Source organism: Streptomyces sp. NPDC006207 (assembly GCF_040613835.1).
Classification (GTDB): Bacteria; Actinomycetota; Actinomycetes; order Streptomycetales; family Streptomycetaceae; genus Actinacidiphila.
Genome location: NZ_JBEXSX010000017.1, coordinates 143,347 through 160,602 on the forward strand (window position 1 = coordinate 143,347; position 17,256 = coordinate 160,602).

General features: G+C 72.2%; 17 protein-coding genes. 12 read left to right on the plus strand and 5 right to left on the minus strand.

What is annotated here, in order from left to right:
* Window positions 1-337 precede the first annotated feature (337 nt).
* On the minus strand, window positions 338-1,486 hold the full coding sequence (locus tag ABZ312_RS16545) for an FxsB family cyclophane-forming radical SAM/SPASM peptide maturase (RefSeq protein ID WP_500323441.1): 1,149 nt from the start codon (window positions 1,484-1,486) through the stop codon (window positions 338-340).
* 721 nt (window positions 1,487-2,207) lie between these two features.
* On the opposite strand from ABZ312_RS16545, the gene ABZ312_RS16550 reads away from it, so the two are divergent.
* Window positions 2,208-4,508 (plus strand): esterase-like activity of phytase family protein, encoded by a 2,301-nt coding sequence (locus tag ABZ312_RS16550; RefSeq protein ID WP_500437968.1) that lies wholly within the window; start codon window positions 2,208-2,210, stop codon window positions 4,506-4,508.
* A 93-nt stretch (window positions 4,509-4,601) separates the two neighbouring features.
* Here ABZ312_RS16550 and ABZ312_RS16555 read toward each other — a convergent pair whose 3' ends face one another.
* Complete coding sequence (locus tag ABZ312_RS16555) at window positions 4,602-5,336, minus strand: class I SAM-dependent methyltransferase (RefSeq protein ID WP_500437969.1); 735 nt, start codon at window positions 5,334-5,336, stop codon at window positions 4,602-4,604.
* Between the two features lie 111 nt (window positions 5,337-5,447).
* Here ABZ312_RS16555 and ABZ312_RS16560 point away from each other — a divergent pair, with 111 nt between their 5' ends.
* The 3 genes from ABZ312_RS16560 to ABZ312_RS16570 all read left to right on the plus strand — a co-directional run bounded on the left by ABZ312_RS16560 (window position 5,448) and on the right by ABZ312_RS16570 (window position 7,176).
* Complete coding sequence (locus ABZ312_RS16560; protein WP_500323437.1) at window positions 5,448-5,921, plus strand: carboxymuconolactone decarboxylase family protein; 474 nt, start codon at window positions 5,448-5,450, stop codon at window positions 5,919-5,921.
* 110 nt (window positions 5,922-6,031) lie between these two features.
* Window positions 6,032-6,667: a DUF1345 domain-containing protein gene (locus tag ABZ312_RS16565; protein WP_500323436.1), complete on the plus strand. Its 636-nt coding sequence runs from the start codon at window positions 6,032-6,034 to the stop codon at window positions 6,665-6,667.
* Between the two features lie 182 nt (window positions 6,668-6,849).
* On the plus strand, window positions 6,850-7,176 hold the full coding sequence (locus ABZ312_RS16570) for a hypothetical protein (protein ID WP_500437970.1): 327 nt from the start codon (window positions 6,850-6,852) through the stop codon (window positions 7,174-7,176).
* Between the two features lie 102 nt (window positions 7,177-7,278).
* Here ABZ312_RS16570 and ABZ312_RS16575 read toward each other — a convergent pair whose 3' ends face one another.
* Entirely contained in the window at window positions 7,279-7,758 is a 480-nt protein-coding gene (locus ABZ312_RS16575; protein ID WP_500323434.1) for a MarR family winged helix-turn-helix transcriptional regulator, read from the minus strand.
* Window positions 7,759-8,141: 383 nt separating this feature from the next.
* Between ABZ312_RS16575 and ABZ312_RS16580 the strand changes: the two genes are divergently transcribed.
* The 6 genes from ABZ312_RS16580 (at window position 8,142) to ABZ312_RS16605 (ending at window position 13,878) form a co-directional block, all read left to right on the plus strand.
* Window positions 8,142-8,498: a hypothetical protein gene (locus ABZ312_RS16580; RefSeq protein ID WP_500323432.1), complete on the plus strand. Its 357-nt coding sequence runs from the start codon at window positions 8,142-8,144 to the stop codon at window positions 8,496-8,498.
* 170 nt (window positions 8,499-8,668) lie between these two features.
* The gene (locus tag ABZ312_RS16585; protein ID WP_500323430.1) at window positions 8,669-8,881 is read left to right on the plus strand and encodes a hypothetical protein; all 213 of its coding nucleotides are present in this window, start codon (window positions 8,669-8,671) and stop codon (window positions 8,879-8,881) included.
* Window positions 8,882-9,343: 462 nt separating this feature from the next.
* A complete protein-coding gene (locus ABZ312_RS16590) occupies window positions 9,344-9,997 on the plus strand; it encodes an FMN-dependent NADH-azoreductase (protein WP_500323429.1) in 654 nt (217 codons plus the stop codon).
* A gap of 182 nt (window positions 9,998-10,179) precedes the next feature.
* Complete coding sequence (locus tag ABZ312_RS16595; RefSeq protein WP_500437972.1) at window positions 10,180-10,461, plus strand: hypothetical protein; 282 nt, start codon at window positions 10,180-10,182, stop codon at window positions 10,459-10,461.
* A gap of 47 nt (window positions 10,462-10,508) precedes the next feature.
* The gene (locus ABZ312_RS16600; RefSeq protein WP_500323427.1) at window positions 10,509-13,385 is read left to right on the plus strand and encodes a SpoIIE family protein phosphatase; all 2,877 of its coding nucleotides are present in this window, start codon (window positions 10,509-10,511) and stop codon (window positions 13,383-13,385) included.
* Window positions 13,386-13,614: 229 nt separating this feature from the next.
* Window positions 13,615-13,878: a response regulator transcription factor gene (locus ABZ312_RS16605; RefSeq protein WP_500323426.1), complete on the plus strand. Its 264-nt coding sequence runs from the start codon at window positions 13,615-13,617 to the stop codon at window positions 13,876-13,878.
* 27 nt (window positions 13,879-13,905) lie between these two features.
* On the opposite strand, the gene ABZ312_RS16610 is transcribed toward ABZ312_RS16605, so the two are convergent.
* The gene (locus ABZ312_RS16610; protein WP_500323425.1) at window positions 13,906-14,451 is read right to left on the minus strand and encodes a TetR/AcrR family transcriptional regulator; all 546 of its coding nucleotides are present in this window, start codon (window positions 14,449-14,451) and stop codon (window positions 13,906-13,908) included.
* A 174-nt stretch (window positions 14,452-14,625) separates the two neighbouring features.
* On the opposite strand from ABZ312_RS16610, the gene ABZ312_RS16615 reads away from it, so the two are divergent.
* A complete protein-coding gene (locus tag ABZ312_RS16615) occupies window positions 14,626-15,477 on the plus strand; it encodes an oxidoreductase (RefSeq protein WP_500323424.1) in 852 nt (283 codons plus the stop codon).
* A 74-nt stretch (window positions 15,478-15,551) separates the two neighbouring features.
* On the plus strand, window positions 15,552-17,003 hold the full coding sequence (locus tag ABZ312_RS16620; protein WP_500323422.1) for an aldehyde dehydrogenase: 1,452 nt from the start codon (window positions 15,552-15,554) through the stop codon (window positions 17,001-17,003).
* Window positions 17,004-17,082: 79 nt separating this feature from the next.
* On the opposite strand, the gene ABZ312_RS16625 is transcribed toward ABZ312_RS16620, so the two are convergent.
* Window positions 17,083-17,223 (minus strand): ATP-dependent DNA ligase, encoded by a 141-nt coding sequence (locus ABZ312_RS16625; protein ID WP_500323706.1) that lies wholly within the window; start codon window positions 17,221-17,223, stop codon window positions 17,083-17,085.
* Between the last annotated feature and the right edge of the window lie 33 nt (window positions 17,224-17,256).

The following is a 17,256-nucleotide window of genomic DNA, read 5'->3' on the forward strand; positions in this document are numbered from 1 at the left end:
AACGAGCGCGGCAGCGGGGACGACTCGATAGGGACCAACGGCTCGCCGTAGGCATCACTATTCGAGCAATAGCGGATAAATACCACATCCGGGCACCGCAGACGGGCGCGCATCGGGACCGTCACCCCTTCCTGATCAGGCTTTCCGCACCGTCCGTCGGGGAGCCTGCTCGGCGTGCCCGTGCGCTGCGGGGACAAGGGGAACACACCCGGCGGGCGGCCCGGCCGACCGCGGGGGCTGCGGGGCGCGCGACCACCGGCGCGGTGCGCCGGAGGTTCATCCGGACGGGTACCCGCCATGGACCGTTCGGCCATCCCGGCGGACGGTGGAGGGGCGCTCATGACGCCCCTCCGATCAGAGCGCGGACGTCGGCGGTCACCCGGTCCCTGATGTGCTCGGTCAGCAGTTTGAGATCGGCGCAGTAGACGCTCGGATTGGCGAACCCGCTCGAGGGGCGGTAGCGGTGCGCCCGCAGCCCGCCCCCGCACAGCCGCACCACGCCGCAGGCCCGGCACTCCGGGGAGAGGGAGCTCAGCCCGCGGCCCTGCTCCCGCAGCAGCGGATGGTCGGCGGCGGTGTCGAAGTCGTCCGCGCCGATGTCCAGGCCCATGGCGGTGGCGCCTTCGTACGCCGCCTTGAGCGAGTCCGGCTGTTCGATCGACCCATCGGTGTCGACGACCACAAACGGCGGGCGGTCGAGCCCGACGGCTTCGGCGGTCGCCTTGCCGCCGAGCACCAGATCCATGATCGTCTCGAACAGCCGGATCCGGGTCTCGCGGACCGGCGCCGCGTACCAGCGGTCGAAGACCGCGAGCAGCCACCGGCCGTAGGGGGCCGTCGCGGGGTCGTGGCCCGGTGGCGGGAACTCCCAGGTCGCGTGCGGGAGCAGCAGGTCGATGACCGGGGGCCGGTGGCTCAGCAGCGATTCGTAGACACCGAGGGGTTCATTGGCGAGGTCGACCGTACACAGCAGGCCGCCGTATAAGCCGGCGTTCTCCGCGCGCCGCAACAGCCCGATCCCCCTCTCGGCAGCAACGTGGCTGCTCTGCCCCCCACGTGTGCGCCGGTGGCGGTCGCTGGCGTCCCTGCCTCCGTCGAGGCTCACCCCCACGCGCACACCGTAGCGGCGGAACAGGTCCATCCAACCAGGGTTCAGCAGCGTCCCGTTGGTCTGTGCGGCAAATTCCACGGACGTGATTCCGTGCGCCGCCTCGCGCACCGATTGCAGCAGGTGCTCGACCCGTCGCCGTCCCGCCAGCAGGGGCTCACCGCCGTGCAGGACGACCCGGACGGACGGCAGCCGGTGACGCCCGGCGTGCTCGGCTATCCGTGTGGCCAGGCGCTCGGCGAGGGCACGCGAGAGCACGGCGGGCTTGCGCTGCCAGCTGCTGTCGCGGAGTTCGTAGACGTAGCAGTACGAGCAGGCGAGGTTGCACAGGCCGTGCACCTTCACCACGAACTCGTGGATGGGCCGCGTCCCCTCCATCACCGACCTCCCGCCGGGCCCTCACCCCCGTCCCGGGGTCACAACGAGGAATCGAATCCGTTGTGCGGGTCGGGAACGTGCTCCGACCGGTCCTCCGCGACGCGGAGCAGCGATTCCACCAGTGCGCACGGTGGGAGCGCGCGGAGGCGCTCCGGCTCGATGCGCAGGTGCATGACATCGCCGTGCGCGTCACGTGGTGCCGTTTCCATCGACCAATGCCCCCGGTACCCCTTGCCGCCCACGGTGGCTCGACCCTGCCGACGCGTGCGTGATCGGACGTGGCTGGAGCCCTCGGGTGTCACCGCCGGCTCCCCCGTGCTGACTGCTGAAGTGTCCCTCCCAGGGAAGCACAGCGCCACGGACCAGGCCAGACCGCCTCCCGGACAGCTTCACGCCCTCTCGCGCGGCATCGGACGCCACGCCCGGAACGGAGGACCGGTCCGCCGTACGATGCGAGCCGGTCCCGTTCTCCGGCCGATGTCACCGCGTGCCACCGCCGCCGCGGCTCCCACCGCACCGGCGCGCGGCCGGACCTGACGGTACGTCATCACCGTGCGGATCGCGCCGCATCGGGGCCGGCCCCGCACCCGCACCCGTACGGACCGGGGCGATCCGGTCACTACGTCCGGACGATCTTCGTCGTTTGTTCATCTGCGCGCCCGATTACGCTGGTCCGGCGGCGAGATGATCGGCATTCCGACCGTAGCGCAACGGAGAGACGATGCTCCCCAAGAGAACCTACGCCGCGCTCACGACCGCGGCTGTCGCTGCCGGCACGCTGGTGGCCGCGAGCCCCGCGAGTGCCCACCACCCGCACGTGACGCCGGCCTTCCAGCGCACCGCCACCTACCCGGTCTTCCAGAACCGCCCGGCGGGCGAGGACCCGGCAACGGCGACCGTCGCCGAGATCTCGGCGGTCAGCGAGGACGGCCGCACCCTGGTCTACACCGACGCCCTGGCGCGCCGGATCGGCTTCCTCGACATCAGCAGGCCGGGCAGCCCGCGCGGCCTCGGCACCCTGTCGCTGGCCGGGCTCGGCGACGCCGAGGACGAGCCCACCTCCGTGGCCGTGGTCGGCCGGTACGTGCTGGTCGTGGTCAACACCAGCAGCGGCTACTCCACCCCCTCCGGACGTCTCGACGTCATATCCCTGCGCGACCGCAAGCGGGTCACCAGCATCGACCTGGGCGGCCAGCCGGACTCCATCGCCATCACCAAGGACAAGCGGTACGCCGCAATCGCGATCGAGAACGAGCGCGACGAGGAGGCGACCCCGCCCGGCGGCGAGGAGGGCGACCTGCCCCAGGCCCCGGCCGGCTTCGTGCAGATCGTCGACCTCAAGGGCAGCTCGCCGCAGCACTGGCGCACCCGGCCCGTACCGCTGACCCGGCCCGACGGCGGCGCGCTGCCCGTGCTGACCGCCGCCGGGATCGTGGAGCCCACCGACCCGGAGCCGGAGTACGTCGCCGTCAACGGCCGCAACCAGCTGGTCGTGACGCTGCAGGAGAACAACGGGCTCGTCCTGGTGGACCTGCCGACGGGCCGCATCACCAAGGCCTTCAGCGCCGGCACGGCCACCGTGCACGGCATCGACACCGTCAAGGACGGCGTCATCGACCAGACCGGCTCGATCACCGACGTGCGGCGCGAGCCCGACGCCGTCAACTGGATCGACGACCGCTACTTCGCCACCGCCAACGAGGGCGACTGGAAGGGCGGCACGCGCGGCTGGACCGTCTTCGACAGCCGCACCGGCAAGGTCGTGTGGGACGCGGGCAACAGCTTCGAGCGCCTCGCCGTCCGCTACGGCCTGCACAACGAGGACCGCGCGGGCAAGAAGGGCACCGAGCCGGAGGGCGTGGTCGTCGCCTCCTTCCACGGCGTGCGGTACGCCTTCGTCGGCTCCGAGCGCAGCAACTTCGTCGCCGTCTACGACGTCAGCCGGCCGACCGCCCCGGTCTTCCGCCAGATGCTGGCCACCACCAACGGCCCCGAGGGACTGCTGCCGATCCCGTCGCGCGACCTGCTCGCGGTCTCCAGCGAGGAGGACGACGCCTCGGTCAACGTGCGGGCCTCGGTGAGCCTGTTCCAGCTGAGCAAGGGCACCCCGTCCTTCCCCGGCATCGTCTCGGCCTCGGACTCCACCGGCGCGCCGATCGGCTGGGGCGCGCTCGGCGCGCTGTCCGCCGTCCCCGGCCGGCCGCACGAGCTGTACACGGTCACCGACGCGGCGTACTCCGTCACCAAGATCATGACCATCGACACCTCGCGGAAGCCTGCGGTCATCACCCGGGCCCTGACCGTCAAGGGCGCCGACGGCAAGCCGGTCGGCTACGACGCCGAGGGCATCCACGCCCGTCCCCAGGGCGGCTTCTGGCTCGCCGTCGAGGGTGCGACCGGCGACGGCAACAAGCTCGTCCGGCTCGACCGCGACGGCGTGACCCGCCAGGTCGTCACGCTCCCGGCGGACGTCGCCGCGGGCCTGGCGAAGCAGGGCTTCGAGGGTGTCACCGCCACCACCGACCGGGGCGGCCGCGAGGTCGTGTGGGCCACACTGCAGCGCGAGGTCAAGGGCGACCCTGCCGGGGTCGTCCGGATCGGCCGCTACGACGTCCAGTCGGGCACCTGGAGCTGGTTCGGCTACCGGATCGGCACCACGGACACCCCGGGCGACTGGATCGGCCTGTCCGAGATCACGGCGGTCGGCGACAAGCTCGCCCTAATCGAGCGGGACAAGCTGAACGGCCCGGCCGCGAAGCTCAAGCGGGTGTACACGGTCGACATGCCGAAGTCCGCCGCCGCGTCGGGCCCGCTCCAGGTGCTGCCCAAGAAGCTCGCCCACGACGTGCTGCCCGACCTCCGGTCGACGAACGGGTGGACCCAGGAGAAGCTCGAGGGGCTCACCGTGGGCGGTGACGGCCACGTCTACGCCGTGACCGACAACGACGCCCTGGCCGACGCCACCGGCGAGACGGTCTTCCTGGACCTCGGTTCCGGCAGGAAGGTCTTCGGGCAGCGCTGATCCTCCGCGACGCCCTCCCCCGTACGGCCGCCGGTCCGCCGGCGGCCGTACGGGGCGGGCCCGTACGCATCGGGCCCGTGCGAGCCCGGCCGGTCACGCCTCCGGACGGCGCGCGAGGAAGACGAACTCCCGGCCGGGCCGGTCCGGGGCGTCCCGCACCTCGTCGAGGTCGTACCCCTGCGCGGTGAGCGCCGCCTCGACCTCCTCCCGCTCCCGGAACCGGAGGGTGGAGGTCGAGGTCAGCACCTCCCGGCCGGCGGCCAGGACGTAGGTCCAACGGAACGTCACCAGCGGCCCGCTGACGTCGAGCAGGTCGACCCAGTGCTCGACCGGTCCTGTGCCCGGCACGTCCACCACCCGGTGCGAGGCCTCGCGGTTCCAGCCCTCCCATGCGCGCTTCGCCGGGTCCCGGGTCTCGAACACCAGGCGGCCGCCCGGCCGCAGCGCCTCGTACGCCCCCCGCAGGGTGTCCCGCCACGCCGCGGGGTCGTCGATCGCCTGGGCGACGTTGGCCGTCATCGTCGCCAGGTCCACGCGCAGCGGCGGTAGCGCCGTCGCGTCACCGCGGATCCACCGGACCCGCCCACCCCCCGGCTTGGCCCGGGCGACGTCGAGGGCCGCCCCAGCCGGGTCGACGGCGACGACCTCGATGCCGAGGCCGGCCAGGCGCAGGGCGAACACCCCCGTTCCGCAGCCGATGTCCAGGACCCGGTGCGCGTCGTACTCCCGCACCAACGCGGTGTACGCGTCGAGGTCGCCGCGACCGGGGTCGTCGAGGGCGTCGTACAGCGCGGCGAGCCGCGGGTCCCGGAATTCCTCGTCAGCCATGGGGGCGACGCTACCCGCGGTGGGACCCACGTCACATCCGTGCCCGCGTCACGTTTCCACCGGCCCGTCCGTCATGGCTGCGTATCCGTCACCACGCAAGAGGAGCCCATCATGGAAGCCCGCGTGAACCTGTTCGGCAACGACCTCGCGCTCAGGTTCTTCAAGCACCTCAACTCGGCGGGCAAGGTGCCCGCAGAGTCGGGGCTGCCGACCGCGACGCAGGAGCTGGTGAAGATCCGCGCCAGTCAGATCAACGGCTGTGCCTTCTGCGCCGACATGCACACCAAGGAGGCCGCCGCGGCCGGTGAGACCTCGGTGCGCCTGAACCTCGTCGCCACCTGGCGCGAGGCCACGGTCTTCTCCGAGGCCGAGCGCGCCGCCCTCGAACTCACCGAGCAGGGCACGCGCATCGCGGACGCCGCCGGGGGCGTCACGGACGAGGTCTGGGCGAACGCCGCCAAGCACTACGACGAGGACCAGCTCGTCGCCCTGATCGGCCTCATCGCCGTCATCAACGCCTACAACCGGGTCAACGTCATCAACCGCCAACCCGCGGGCGACTACCGGCCCGGCCAGTTCGGCTGAGGGCGGGCGCCCCGGCCCGTGCCCACGGGCCGGGGCGCCGCTGCACCCTCCGGGCGATCCCAAGTGCCGCTGCCACGGGCCGCGGACGCCGGGTTGTAGCGTGATGCGGCATGAGGACCAGTTCGCCGCTCTCCGCGGTCCCCCGGCTGTCAGGCGCGATCGTCGTCGGCGCGGTGACCGGCGTGGTCGTCGGTGTCCTGACCGACGCGTCGCTGGGCGTCCTCGCCGGGATCGCGGCGACGGAGACGGTCTTCGTCGTGACGGGCTGGCTCGTGCTGTGGCCGATGGACGCGACCGCCACCCACCGCAACGCCCGGCGGGAGGACTTCCGGCCCGTCGTCGAGGAGCTGGTCGTCGTCGCCGCGGCCCTGTGCGGGCTGCTGGCCATCGTCGTCCTGCTCCTGCGCGGTGGCACCGACAAGGATCACGCCGCGGCGGCGACCGCGCTGGGCGGGGTGTTCATGGCCTGGGCGGCGCTCCACCTGATGTACGCCGCGCGCTACGGGTACCTCTACTATGCGGCCGCGGCGGGCGGGATCGACTTCAACTCCCCGCACCCGCCGACGTACCGGGACTTCTTCTACTTCAGCTACAACCTGGGCATGACCTACCAGGTCTCCGACACGGACGTCTCGAGCCCGGCGATCCGTGCGACGGTGCTGCGGCACTCGCTGCTGTCGTACGTCTTCGGCACCAGCATCCTGGCCACGACCATCAACCTGGTCGCCGGGATGGTCACGGGCTGAGAGCGGACCGGGCGTGCAGCTTATATCCCGAGCCGAAAATTCCTGTCAAGTCCCGAATTGCAGCGACATGACGCCGGAGGCCGTACCCGGCTTACTGGAGACATCGGGTTCCACCCCCCAGGGGCGGCCCACCGGACCACCACCGGAACCCCCTCCACACCCGCTCACGAAGGACGACGACCATGACCCCCACCCTCCGCACGAAGCGCCTCGTCACCCTCACCGCCGTGGCCACCCTGGCCGCGGGAGGGGCGCTGCTCCCCACCACCGCGTTCGCCGCCACCGCGCCGGCCGAGGCGCACGCGGCCACCGCGAAGGAGTCCGGCCGGGGTGGCGGTCACGGCGGAGGCCGGGGCCACGACGACGATGGCTGGGGTCGCGGCGGCTGGAACCAGGGCGGCAACCGCCCGAACGCCAATGGCAACGGCAGCATCATCATCGTCGTCGGTGACAACAACTCCACCAACATCAACAACGGCACCGTCAACAACGGCGTGATCTTCGACTGAGCGTCGCGTCCGTCCCGCCGACCCGAAACCACCAGCACCTCCGGCCACCGGGGGTGCTGTTCCCGTCCCCGTGCACGGACAGGCGCCGGCCGGGCCCACGGGTCACTCCTCGGCGCAGAGCTCGTCGCCCGGCGAGGTGCGCACCCGGGCCAGGAGACCGCGGAGCGCCGTGACCTCCTCCGGGGACAAGTCCCCGAAGAGCCCCCGCTCGACCTCTTCCACCGCCGCCTGGGCCTCGGCCAGCACGCCCCGCCCCCGGTCCGTGATGGCGACGATGTGCCGACGGCGGTCGGACGGGTCGCGACGGCGCTCGACGAGCTCCGCGGACTCGAGGTCGTTGAGGATCGCGACCATGATGCTGGGATCCACCTCGAGCGCCGCGACGAGACCCTGCTGCCCCATGGATCCGCACCCGCCGAGCAGCATCAGCGTGGCTCCGGCCCGCGGCGCCAGGCCGCAGGAGGCGAAGGCGCGCTGGACGCGGCCGTTCGCGATGGCGCCGTGCCGGGCCAGCAGGAAACCGAGCTGCTCCAGCGGGTCGCCGCCGGCAGCACCCTCAACCGCGATCTCGTTCACTGCCATGCCTGCATGATAGCGCGCCACCAACCATCGTGATCGATGGGTAATCCATGACCTTCAACGATTTCGCGACCACGACCCCACCACGACCCCCACGGACGAGGTCGCTCCCAGCGGTCGTTCGTGCCCCGTTATTCCACTTCTCCCGATTCCTTGCGCGAGGCGATGGTCACATCCCATAAATGATTGACCCTCCTCAATCATCTGTTAGGTTCCATTCACCAGCGATCCACAGCGACGCCGGCCTCGCGGAACCAGCACCTGCGAACCAGGCGCCCCGCCCCGGCGGCACCACGGAATCGCCCCCGCACGACGGGGACCGGCCCACCCGGCCGGACCGTCGTCCGACGCCCCGCACACCGGGGCACAGCTAGGAGACACCAGTCATGAACAAGTGGACGCGCATCATCGCCACCTCCACCGCCTCGGTGGCACTCGCCGGCACCGCCCTGCTCGGAGCCACGGGCTCCGCCTCCGCCGCCCCCCGGCCCGCCGGGGACCAGCACGCCGTGAGCGTCAGCAGCACGGCGTGGGACAGGTACGCCGACCGCACCGGGAACGACGACCGGCGCTGGAACGACGAGATCACCCGCCACCACTACGACTACGGCCACCACCAGGTGCAGTACTGGTACGGGTACGACGGCAAGCTCTACCGGTACGACGGCCACCGCCTGGCCCGCTGGTCCCACGGTCACTGGGTGACCGTCTGGCAGTCCCACGGCCACGGGCCCGTCCGCTGAGGCGCGACCGGATCCGGCGCACCCCGCCGGGCCGCGCACGCCGCGCCGACAGGCAGGAAGCCACGCCGGTGCCGAGCCGCCCCGTCCTCGCACGGCCCGGCACCGGCACCGGCCCCCGCCCCTCCCCCACCCGTGCCGCCAGCGGCACACCGAAAGACCCGGAGACCACCATGCCCATCCCGACGACGAAGTCCGGCGGCCTGCTCAACAACGCCTTCGTGGCGGTACGGCGCCTGCAGACCCCGGCCACCACCTCCGGTACCGGACGGCACCGCGGCCGGCCCGCCGGTGAGCGCATCACCTCCATCGGCGTCCGGGGCATGGGCGCCCACCGCCGCCCGCTCGATGCCCCCGACTCCGGCGACACGGCCGCCCAGGCCTGAACACAGCCGGCGCCGCCCCACCCAAGACCTCACCAACCCGCCTGCACCTGCACCTGCACCTGCGCCGGATCGACACCAGAGGGAACAACCAACTCCGCTGCCCCGGAGATGAGTTGGCCGCGCGTCCGCCGCGCACACCGCGCGCCCCGGCACCCCTCCATGGAAAACCGCCCAGGCTCCCCGTCCTGACTCCTCCGGACCGGGGAGCCTTCGGCGTGCCGCCGCACTCGCGGTTCGACTCCCCTTCCACCGAAGGCACTTCACCGCCCCATGGCCGGGTACTTACCAAAAGTTAGCGGCTAATCCCCTCTTTGGCCCGCGGGGCCAGGGTGCATCACGGTGGAGCCGTGGGACCCGCACCTCGCACCCCCCGGCGACGCGGGCCACCGGGCTCACCGGCGCCATGACGCCGGGGAGCCGCCCCACGGGGACACGCACACGTCTGACGCACCTGGAACTCACATGGCAACCCTGCTGCACCTCGACTCCTCCCTCCACCCGGGCTCCGACTCCCGCTCCCGCACCGTCGCGCTGACCTTCCGCGACGCATGGCAGGAGCAGCACCCGGACGGCACCGTGGTCTACCGCGACCTCGCCGCGGACCCGCTCCCCCACCTCGACGTGCACGGCTTCTCCGCCGCCTTCGTCGACGCCCCGTCGCACACCCCCGAACAGGCGGCGGCCTTCGCGGGCCGTCTGGCCCTGATCGAGGAACTGGAGAAGGCCGACGCCGTGCTCCTCGGCGCCCCGATGTACAACTTCACGATCCCGTCGACGCTCAAGAGCTGGATCGACCACGTGCTCATGGTCGGACGCACGACCGGTGACACCTCCAGCGTGAAGGGCGTGCCGGTGACCGTCATCGCCAGCCGCGGCGGCTCCTACGCTCCGGGCACCCCGCGGGAGTCCTCCGAGTACGTGCAGAACTACCTGCGGTCCATCCTCGGCGAGTACATGGGCCTGGACCTGGACTTCATCGTCCCCGAACTGACCGCTGCGGCCTCGAACCCCGCCATGGCCGAGCTCGTCCCGCTGGCCGAGGCCTCGTGGACCCGGGCACTGGAGGACGCGACCACCAAGGGCAAGGAAGTCGCGCAGCGCGTCGCAGCCGCCTGACCCCGGGCCGTGTCCTGCCCGCACCGGGCGGGACACGGCTCCCCCGCCCCTGCCTGGTACCGGGAGGCATAGGAACAGCGTTCCGTGGCCGGCGCGGCCGCGGTGACGCAACCTTGGCCGTGTCCGGCACACTTCGCACGGCCGCGCTCCGCGGTCACCCCCGCCCCGTTCGGAAGACGCCCATGAGCAACCAGACGACCTCCCGTCGCCACGCCGCCGTTCCCCACGGCCCCGCCGGCCCCGACGCCGCCTCCGGCCCGCTGGAGTCCGGCATCGACGGTCTGGCGCACCTGGTCGACGACCTCGCGCACGCGATGGCCACGACACCGGAGGCCCTCCTCGCCGGCATGCCGGACGACGTGCTGAACGCCCTCTTCCTCCTGCACGTCCAGGAGGCCCCGGGCCACGCCCCGCGCCCCGGCGGCCCCGGGGAGCCCAAGCGGAACCGGACCACCACGGAGTAAGGCCTGCCTCGCCTGCCAGCTTTGCTCCATAAATGTACATTTACATCGTGAACGACCGATTGGCGCTCCTCGCCGATGTGGAGAAGGGCATCGGTGAGGGCGAGGTGCTCCGGCTCGCGCTGCAGCACGCGGTCGCCGAGCTGGACGGGCTGGGCGGCGCGGTCCACCTGTGCGGGCCGATGTCGGCGCTGCGCCTGGTGTCCACGGTCGGGCTGTCACCGGGGTACGTACGCCCCTGGGAGATCATCGACCAGGAGAGCCCGGCGGTCCCGGCGCGCGCCGTACGCCGGCACGGCCGCGTGTGGGCGGCCGACGGATCGGCCGACGCAGGACGGCCCGGGACGGCGAAGGGATGGCCCGGCACCGGGCTGGCCTCCGTGGCCCTGTCCGACGGGGTGAGTTCGGTGGGGTCACTGACCGTCGTCACCGGCTCGGCCGGGGAGCCCACCGAGGAGCAGTGGCGGTTCCTCGAGGCGGTGACCGCCTGGGCCCAGGAACGCGTGGACCAGGCGCCGCCCCCGACCCGCCCCACGCACGAGGAACCCAGCGGCAGCCGGCTGCGGCAGGCGCTGAAGGCCGTCGAGGTGGGCACGTGGGACTGGAACATCCGCACCGGCGAACTCGCCTGGGACGACGCGGCCATGGCCGTCTACGGGACCGACCCCTCCGAGTTCGTGCCCCGGGTCGAGAGCTGGATGAAGGTCGTCCACCCCGACGACCTGCGGTGGACGCTCGCCACCGCCGAGAGGGCGATCCGGGACCGGGGTGTGTTCGAGGCCGAGTACCGGGTGCGCCGCCCCGACGGGAGCTACGGCTGGACCGAGACCCGCGCCAAGGTGGTCCTGGACGACAGGGGCGAGCCGTACCGGATGATCGGCACGGCGTGGGAGAGCAACGAGTCGCGGTCCGCGCGTGACGCGCTGAGCCGCGCCCTGCGGTACATGAGCGACGGCTTCCTCTCCGCGGACGAGGAATGGCGCATCACCTTCGTCAACCTGGAGGCCGAGGACGTGCTCGGCTCCTCCGAGGAGGAGCTGTTCGGCCGGGTGCTCTGGACGCTGCCGTCGCTGCGGCAGATCCCCGGCCTGGAGTCGCGCTGCCGGGAGGCCGCGGCCAAGGCGGCGCCCACGAGCTTCGACGTACGGATGCCGGACACGGGCTCCTGCTACCAGGTCCGGCTGGTCCCGCTGCCCGACGGGGTGACGCTCTACTTCACCGACGTCACCGACCGGCGCAGGCACGAAGCCGAGCGCGCCGCCGCCGAGCGCGCGGCGGGCGAACGCGCGACCCGGATCGCCGAACTGACCGCGGCCCTCGCCAAGGCGACGACCTCGCGCGACGTGGTGGACGCCGTCGCCCAGCGCGTCCTGCCGCCGTTCGGCGCCACCGGGCTGCTGGTGCAGGCGCTCGAGGACGGCAGGGCCTACAACGTGGGGTCCGTCGGCTACCCGCAGGCCTTCCTCGACAACCTCCAAGGCCGCCCCCGGGGTGCCAAGGACCCGGTGTGGGACGCCATCTCGACCAGTGGACCGGTGTTCGTCTCCTCCGCCGAGGAGTACGCGGCGCGGTACCCGGCCATGGCCGACCGCCCGCACCTGACCGGGAAGGGGTCCTGGGCCTTCCTGCCGCTGACCGCCTCCGGGCTCACCTTCGGCGTCTGCGTGGTCGCCTTCGACCAGCCGCGGCGCCTGACGGACGAGGAGCGCACCCTGCTGAGCGCCATCAGCGCCCTGGTGGCCCACGCCCTGGAACGCGCGCGCCTGTACGACGCCGAACACACCCGTTCCCGGGAACTGCAGAGCGCGCTGCTCCCCCAGGAGCTGCCCGCGCTGCCGTCGTGCACCCTCGCCGCCCGCTACCTGCCGACCGAGCAGGGCGCGGACGTCGGCGGCGACTGGTACGACGTGATCCCGCTGTCCGCCGGCCGGGTCGCCTTCGTCATCGGCGACGTGATGGGCCACGGCCTGTCCGAGGCGGTCACCATGGGACGCCTGCGCACGGCCGTCCACACGCTGGCCGGTCTCGAACTGCCCCCCGACGAGATCATGGGGCACCTCAACGACATCGTCGGCGGACTCGGCGCGGACTCCTACGCCACCTGTCTCTACGTGCTCTACGACTCGACCACCGGCACCTGTTCGGTCACACGCGCCGGGCACCCCCCGCCCGCGGTCGTCCATCCGGACGGGACCGTGCGCTTCCCGAAGGCGGCGCCGAACCCGCCCCTGGGGGCCGCGGAGCAGCCGTTCGAGAGCGTCGAGCTGCAGGTCCCCCGGGAGAGCCTGCTCGTGCTGTTCACCGACGGGCTGGTCGAGTCCTCCGAGCGCGAGATCGACGAGGGCCTGGGCGATCTGGCGCGCCTGCTGGCCGACGCGGACGCCGAGGACCTGGGGGCGCTCTGCGACGCCCTCATTTCCAGGCTGCTCCCGGTCGGGCGGACCACAAGCGACGACATCGCGCTCCTCGTCGCCCGCGTCCACGCGCTCGACCCCGAGCGGATCGCCTGCTGGCCGCTCCCCGAGGACCCGCGGGCGGCGGGGATGGCCCGCGGGCACGTGCGGGAGCAGTTGTCCGCGTGGGGTCTGGAGGAGCTGACGCCGACGACGGAGCTGCTCGCCAGTGAGCTGGTGGGGAACGTCGTCCGCCACGGGAAGGGCCCGATGACGCTACGGCTGCTGCGGGACATCGACCTGGTCTGCGAGGTCTCCGACGACAGCCTGACGATGCCCCGCATCCGCCACGCCTCCGAGACGGACGAAGGGGGCCGGGGCCTCCAGCTCGTCGCCTCCCTGTCCCAGCGGTGGGGCACCCGCTACACCCCGAACGGCAAGTGCATCTGGACGGCGCAGCAGCTGCCGGATCCCGACGCCGGCGTGCCGCTCCCGGAGCCGTTCGACGTGGACGCCGTTCCGCCCCTCGACTGACCGGCCCTCCAACTCCCCCCGTGGGCGGCGGTGTCGGTGGGTAGGTGGCCGCCCGGGCCGGCCTCATGGGGCATGGTGTGACACGTCTGTGACAGTCGGCGGACGGGGTCATGACGTCGCAGCGCGAAGGTGGTTCATAGAGGGCAAAACGCCCCAATCGGACATCCATCTCCTGCTACCGAGGGCGTGAGCAGGGACCGCAGCCGCCGAACCGCCGAAGGACACCACCATGAGCTCCGCACCCACCACGCCCCAGGCCGACACCAGCCCCGACGCCGACACCGCCGGGACCGGCGGCGACGTCCCCGAACTCGCCCCCCGCGAACGCGAGACCCTCCGCCACATCGCCGCGGGCCGCACCTACCTCCAGACCGCCCGCCACATGGGACTGTCCAAGCACACCGTCGACGCCTACCTCCGCCGCATCCGCGCCAAGCTCGGCATCTACAGCACCGCCGAACTCACCCGCACCGCCATCGCCCTCGGACTGTGACCTCCGCGTTTCCGGCCGCCCGGAGGATCAGGAGCGGCCGAAGCCGTTGAGGAACGTCTCCACCACGAGGTCGGCAGCCCGCGGGGGCTCCACGTCGGGAAAGCGGTGGGCGACGGTGTCCACCAGTTGGTCGAGGACCGCCCTCACCCACTCCGGGGAGGCGTCGGGGCGCAGATGGCCCTCGTCCGCGGCGCGCCGCAGGAAGGCGTCCAGCCGCGCACTCTGCTCCGCACGCCGGCGGTCGGCCTCCGGATCCTGCCGCATCATGCGGCGCGTGTCGACGGGCCACTCACGGCTGACGGGGACGATCCCCTCCACGTAGCGGTGGAGGGCCACACCCACGGGCGCCTCCATGAGCCGCGCCTCGTCGAGGACGCGCTCGGCGGAGTCGAGTTTCGCATGGAAGACGGCGTTGAGCAGGGCTTCGCGCGTGGCGAAGCGGCGGTGGACGGTCGTCCGGTCCACCCCCGCCGCGCTGGCGATGGCCGACATCGACGTGCCGGGGTCCTCGGCCAGCAGCCGGGCCCCGGTGCGCAGGACCACGGCGAGGTTACGTGCGGCATCGGCTCTCATGATGGCGTCATGGTAACAGCGAGTCGCAGTTAGACGCACATCACCATCACGCCCGCTGCATCGGGCCCACATAGTGCTACATTGGTGTTGCAGTTATTCGAAGAGCTTCGACAGTGACCTCGGATCCGTCCCCCCGGCCCGAGAGCGCTCGTCGCAGGACAGGAGGAACGTCCCATGGCACGTACATGGCTGATCACCGGTGGTTCCCAGGGCCTCGGGAAGGCCCTCGCGGTCGCGGCGCTGGAGGCGGGCGACCGGGTCGCGGTGACCTCGCGCAAGCCAGAGGCGCTCGCGGAACTGGCGGCGGCGCACCCCGAGCGGTTCCAGAGCCTCGCGCTGGACGTCACCTCGCCCGCGGAGGCCCGGCGCGTGGTCGCGTCGGTGGTCGAGCGCTTCGGCGGCCTCGACGTCGTGGTCAACAACGCGGGCTACGCGACCAACGGCTCGGTGGAGGACTTCCCGGAGGACGAGTTCCGGGCCCAGATCGAGGCGAACCTCTTCGGGGTCGTCAACGTGACGCGGGCGGCGCTGCCGGTCCTGCGCGGCCGGCGCACCGGGCACTTCGTGCAGATCTCGTCCATCGGCGGCAGGGTCGGCGGCACGCCCGGCCTCAGCGCCTACCAGACCGCCAAGTTCGCGGTCGCGGGCTTCTCCGAGGTCCTGGCGAACGAGGTGGCCCCGCTCGGCATCAAGGTGACCATCGTGGAGCCGGGCGGCATCCGCACCGGCTGGGCCGCCGGCGCCGCGCTGACCTCGGGCCCGATCGGCGCCGACTACGAGCAGACCGTCGGGCAGTGGCAGGAGCGGTTCGCGGCCTACAGCGGCAACGAGCCCGGCGACCCGGCCCGCATGGCCCGGGCGATCGTCGACGTCGTCGGCGCCGAGGAGCCCCCGCGCCGCCTGCTGCTCGGCAGCGACGCGCTGGAGATCGCGCTGGACGCCGAGGAGGCACGTCTGACGGAGGCCAGGACGTGGGCGCACCTCAGCCGCTCCACGGACCACCCGGTCACTTCCGGCTCCGCGTGACCCCCCGCCCCCCGTACTCCGCCCCGGCTTTGCCCTTGCCCTCGCCTTGCCCCCGCAACTGGAAGACGTGACTGATGACCCTTCGCGACAGGCTCTTCATCGGCGGCTCCTGGGTGACCCCCAGCGACCCTGACCTCATCCTCGAGATCCGCTCCCCCCACGACCAATCGGTCCTCGGCCGGGTGGCCCAGGCGGCCGACGCGGACGTGGACGCGGCCGTCGCCGCGGCGCGTGAGGCCTTCGACAACGGGCCGTGGCCGCGCACCGACCCCAAGGAGCGGCAGGAGGTGATCCGCCGGGTCAACGCGCTGCGCGAGGCCCGTGCCGACGAGATCGCCGCGGCCATATCCGCCGAGAACGGTTCGGCGGGCTGGTTCACCCGGGCCGGTCAGCCGTTCCTGACCCGCCAGGTCGACGCCTACCTCAAGGCCGCCGCCGAGCTCGGCTGGGAGGAGGTCATCGAACCCTCCGACCCCTCGGTGGACTTCGACACCGTGGTCAGGCGCGAGGCGATCGGCGTGGTCGCCGCGGTCATCCCGTGGAACTCGCCCTTCTCCGCGGCCACGGCCAAACTGACCCCGGCCCTGCTGGCCGGCAACACCGTGGTGCTGAAGGTCTCCCCGGAGAACTCGCTGAGCATGATGCTGCTGGCGGACCTCTTCCACGAGGCGGGCCTGCCCGAGGGCGTGCTCAGCGTCCTCCCGGCGGACCGGGAGACCAGCGAGCACCTCGTCTCGCACCCGGACGTCGACAAGATCGCCTTCACCGGCTCGACCCGCGCCGGACGGCGCATCGCCTCGATCGCCGGCGAGCAGCTCAAGCGGGTCAGCCTCGAACTGGGCGGCAAGTCCGCGGCCGTCATCCTCGACGACGCCGACCTCCCCGCCGTGATGCAGGGGCTGCGCTTCGGGTCGCTGGCGAACAACGGCGAGGCCTGCATCCTGCAGACCCGGATCCTGGCGCCGCGCAGCCGCTACGAGGAGGTCGTCACGGCCCTGAAGGAGATGGTGGAGTCGCTGAAGGTCGGCGACCCCTCCGAGCCGGACACCTTCATCGGCCCCATGATCCGTCGTGACCAGCAGCAGCGCGTGATCGACTACATCAAGCTGGGCATCGAGGAGGGCGCCCGCCTGGTGACCGGCGGCCCCGAGGTGCCGCGCGGGCTGGAGGCGGGCAACTACGTCACTCCCACCGTCTTCGCCGACGTCGACAACGGCATGCGGATCGCCCGGGAGGAAATCTTCGGCCCCGTGCTGGTCGTGATCGCCTACGACGACGAGGACGACGCGGTGCGGATCGCCAACGACTCCGACTACGGCCTGTCGGGGGGCGTCTGGACCACGAGCCCCGAGCGTGCGCTGGCGGTCGCCCGCCGGCTGCGCACCGGGACCGTCACCCTGAACGGCTCCCCGATGAGCTTCGACGGCCCGTTCGGCGGCTACAAGGCCAGCGGCGTCGGCCGCGAGTACGGGTCGGTGGGCCTGACCGGCTACGTCGAGCACAAGACGATCACCCGTCGGCGGTGACCGCGGACGGGCCGGGCCCGGGAGGTGTGTGGGGCGCCCCGGGCCCGGCGGTCACCGGTCGCGGCGGCCCGGGTGGGGGTCAGGAGTCGTCGGCGTGGAGGTTCTTGACCTTGATCCAGTCACGGCTGCGGCGACCCGGAAGGTACGTACTGGTCAACCGCTTCGCCACCACACCGTCGTACCCCTCCTGACGGATGTAGTGCAACGCCTCACTCGCCATCGCCGGCCAGTACGGCGGCACCACCACATGCGG